The 1,654-nt window shown below is 52.9% G+C and carries 2 rRNA genes (1 of these 2 cut by a window edge); both read left to right on the forward strand.

What is annotated here, in order from left to right:
* A 23S ribosomal RNA gene (locus AC3WJP_RS28995) occupies nucleotides 1–1,422 on the forward strand (it extends 1,570 nt beyond the left edge of the window).
* A 164-nt stretch (nucleotides 1,423–1,586) separates the two neighbouring features.
* Nucleotides 1,587–1,654, forward strand: a 5S ribosomal RNA gene (rrf, locus tag AC3WJP_RS29000); the annotation flags it as partial.

Consider the following 1,654-nt stretch of genomic DNA (forward strand, 5'->3'; position numbering starts at 1 on the left):
GGGATCTTAGGTAAATCCGGGATCTCAAGGCCGAGAGCTGATGACGAGTGCTCATTAGAGCGCGAAGTGGTTGATGCCATGCTTCCAAGAAAAGCTTCTAAGCTTCAGGTAACCAGGAACCGTACCCCAAACCGACACAGGTGGTTGGGTAGAGAATACCAAGGCGCTTGAGAGAACTCGGGTGAAGGAACTAGGCAAAATGGCACCGTAACTTCGGGAGAAGGTGCGCCGGTGAGGGTGAAGGACTTGCTCCGTAAGCTCATGCCGGTCGAAGATACCAGGCCGCTGCGACTGTTTATTAAAAACACAGCACTCTGCAAACACGAAAGTGGACGTATAGGGTGTGACGCCTGCCCGGTGCCGGAAGGTTAATTGATGGGGTTAGCTCACGCGAAGCTCTTGATCGAAGCCCCGGTAAACGGCGGCCGTAACTATAACGGTCCTAAGGTAGCGAAATTCCTTGTCGGGTAAGTTCCGACCTGCACGAATGGCGTAACGATGGCGGCGCTGTCTCCACCCGAGACTCAGTGAAATTGAAATCGCTGTGAAGATGCAGTGTATCCGCGGCTAGACGGAAAGACCCCGTGAACCTTTACTATAGCTTTGCACTGGACTTTGAATTTGCTTGTGTAGGATAGGTGGGAGGCTTTGAAGCGAGGACGCCAGTTCTCGTGGAGCCAACCTTGAAATACCACCCTGGCAACTTTGAGGTTCTAACTCAGGTCCGTTATCCGGATCGAGGACAGTGTATGGTGGGTAGTTTGACTGGGGCGGTCTCCTCCTAAAGAGTAACGGAGGAGTACGAAGGTGCGCTCAGACCGGTCGGAAATCGGTCGTAGAGTATAAAGGCAAAAGCGCGCTTGACTGCGAGACAGACACGTCGAGCAGGTACGAAAGTAGGTCTTAGTGATCCGGTGGTTCTGTATGGAAGGGCCATCGCTCAACGGATAAAAGGTACTCCGGGGATAACAGGCTGATACCGCCCAAGAGTTCATATCGACGGCGGTGTTTGGCACCTCGATGTCGGCTCATCACATCCTGGGGCTGAAGCCGGTCCCAAGGGTATGGCTGTTCGCCATTTAAAGTGGTACGCGAGCTGGGTTTAGAACGTCGTGAGACAGTTCGGTCCCTATCTGCCGTGGACGTTTGAGATTTGAGAGGGGCTGCTCCTAGTACGAGAGGACCGGAGTGGACGAACCTCTGGTGTTCCGGTTGTCACGCCAGTGGCATTGCCGGGTAGCTATGTTCGGGAAAGATAACCGCTGAAAGCATCTAAGCGGGAAACTTGCCTCAAGATGAGATCTCACTGGAACCTTGAGTTCCCTGAAGGGCCGTCGAAGACTACGACGTTGATAGGTTGGGTGTGTAAGCGCTGTGAGGCGTTGAGCTAACCAATACTAATTGCCCGTGAGGCTTGACCATATAACACCCAAGCAATTTGATGACCCGAAGGGCACAGATTGCGGTGACTGTGGAGACGACACGAACCGAAAGTTCGCAGACTCTGAAGAGTTGCACACAAATGACTATCACATACCCGATTCGCTGGAAGGTCGCCTAAAACGACCTGCTGGCAAACAGAATTTCTTGACGACCATAGAGCATTGGAACCACCTGATCCCATCCCGAACTCAGCAGTGAAACGATGCATCGC

Source organism: Pseudomonas sp. GW821-FHT01A09, assembly GCF_058986725.1.